The sequence below is a fragment of the Arenimonas malthae CC-JY-1 genome (assembly GCF_000747075.1).
GTDB lineage: Bacteria > Pseudomonadota > Gammaproteobacteria > Xanthomonadales > Xanthomonadaceae > Arenimonas > Arenimonas malthae.
This window is the reverse complement of the sequence record NZ_AVCH01000083.1, coordinates 1-2,220: the sequence shown is the minus strand read 5'-3', so window position 1 is coordinate 2,220 and position 2,220 is coordinate 1. Positions and strand designations below refer to the sequence as shown.

Annotated in this window: 2 protein-coding genes; both read left to right on the top strand. The window is 72.0% G+C overall.

Translation table 11 applies throughout. The features are described 5' to 3' along the window. Window positions 1-1,507 (top strand): DUF1631 family protein (locus tag N790_RS04670; RefSeq protein ID WP_043801400.1); only part of this gene is annotated, 1,507 nt, incomplete at its 5' end. A gap of 65 nt (window positions 1,508-1,572) precedes the next feature. Next, on the top strand, window positions 1,573-2,220 hold a 648-nt coding region (locus N790_RS04665; protein WP_043801398.1), incomplete at its 3' end, for a Rossmann-fold NAD(P)-binding domain-containing protein.

Genomic DNA, 2,220 nt, shown 5'->3' with positions numbered 1-2,220 from the left:
CGGTTTCGCCGCCGACCCGGGCGCCGGCGCGGCCGAGGACCGCGCCGTGTTCGACGCGCTGCGCCAGCTGCTGCACGCCTGGCGCCCGGCCAACCAGCCGCAGCCGCAGGGCGGTCGCCAGACCGGCCGCGGTGGCCAGCGCCCGATGCAGTCGGCCGAGATGATGTCGGTGCTGTCGCTGATGCAGAGCCAGGTGCCGGAGTCGGTGAACGAGGCGCTCGAGCGCCCGGAGGTCTCGCTGGCGGCGCTGCTGAAGAACGAGCTGCTGCGCGGCGCCAGCCAGATCGGCCTGCCGCCCGAGCAGGTCAGCATCAGCCAGGACGACGAGGACGCGGTGGACCTGGTCGGCATGCTCTTCGACGTGATGTTCGACGAGCGCGACTTCGAGCAGGCCGCGCGCAAGATGATTTCGCGCCTGGTGGTTCCGTTCGTGAAGGCCGCGGTGATGGACCGCCGCCTGTTCCTGTACAAGACCCACCCGGCGCGCCGCCTGCTGAATTCGCTGGCCGAGGCCGTCGAGGGCAACCGCGGCGAAGGCCCGCAGGAGCGCGAGCTGCTGCAGAAGGCCGAGTCCACCGTCGACCGCCTGATCGCCGAGTTCAACGAGGACCTGGCCATCTTCGAGACGCTGGAGCAGGAGCTGCGCCAGTTCCTGGAACAGCACCGCCGCCGCGTCGAGCTGGCCGAGCGCCGCGCCGCCGAGGCCCAGCGCGGCCAGGAGCGCCTGGAGCAGGCCCGCGACCTGGCCAAGGTGGAGCTCGATCAGCGCACCCGCGGCCTCGACCCGACCCCGGCCATGCGCGATTTCCTCGAGCGCAACTGGACCCACCACCTTTCCATGATCGCGCTGCGCGAAGGCCCGGACAGCGGTTCCTGGCAGTCGGCGCTGACCGTGGCCGACCGCCTGCTGGCCCTGCTGCCCAAGCCGGGCGACGCGGCCGAGCAGGTCGCGCCGGCGCTCAATGCCATGCGCGAGCCGATCGAAACCGTGCTGGCCAGCTCCGGCATCATCGGCGAAGCGGCGCAGGACGTGATGCGCGGCCTGGCCGACAGCCTCGAGCGTCGCGCCCGCGGCCTCGCCCCGGTGCCCGCGCCCGCGGCTGCCGCTGCGCCGGCCGAGGACAACGTGGTGCCGCTGCCTGGCCGCCGTTCGGCCGTGCACGACCTGCTTTCCGACCTCAAGCCGCGCCTGGAAGTGGTGGGCGGCAAGGCCAGCATGGGCGTCAGCGACAGCGACGTCGAACAGATGCGCCAGCTCAAGGTCGGCACCTGGATCCACATCGCCGGCGAAGACGGCAAGCACCATCCGGTGAAGCTGTCCTGGGTCAGCCCCATTTCCTCGCGCCTGATGTTCACCAACCGCCGCGGCGTGCGCGTGCTGGTCGCCTCCGTCGAGGAGCTGGCCGCGATGAAGCAGTCCGGCAACCTGCTGGTGCGCGAGCAGGAGCAGGTGTTCGACCAGGTGCTGCACCGGGTCATGGGCAAGCTGCGCGAAGACCTGGGCTGAGGCCCCTGCCGCCCCGGCGGCGCTTCCGGTAGCATCCCCCGCATACCCAGCGGGGAGTGCTGCGCATGTCGGTTTGCATCGTGTTCGTCCGTGAGACCGCCGCCGGCGAACGGCGCGTGGCGCTGACGCCCGAAACCGTCAGGAAGCTCGTCGCGCTCGGCGCGCGCGTGCTGCTGCAGCGCGGTGCCGGCGAGCCGGCGTTTTTCCCCGATGCCGCCTATGCCGGCGCCGAATTCACCGACGACGCCGACGGCGCGCTGGCGCAGGCCGACGTGCTGGTGTGCGTGCAGCCGCCGTCGAACGAGCGCCTGGGCAAGCTCAAGCCCGGCGCGGTGGTGATCGGCCTGCTGGCGCCGCATGCCGACCCGGCGCGCGTGGACACCTTCGTCGCCGGCAAGCTCACCGCCTTCCCGCTGGAAAAACTGCCGCGCACCACGCGCGCGCAGGCCATGGACGTGCTGTCGTCGCAGGCGGGCATGGCCGGTTACAAGGCCGTGCTGCTGGCCGCGCAGCTGGCGCCGCGTTATTTCCCGATGCTCACCACGGCCGCCGGCACCATCCGTCCGTCGAAGGTGCTGGTGGTCGGCGCCGGCGTCGCCGGCCTGCAGGCCATCGCCACCGCGCGCCGGCTGGGCGCGCAGGTGGAGGGTTTCGACGTGCGCCCGGAAACGCGCGAGCAGATCGAATCGCTCGGCGGCAAGTTCCTCGACCTC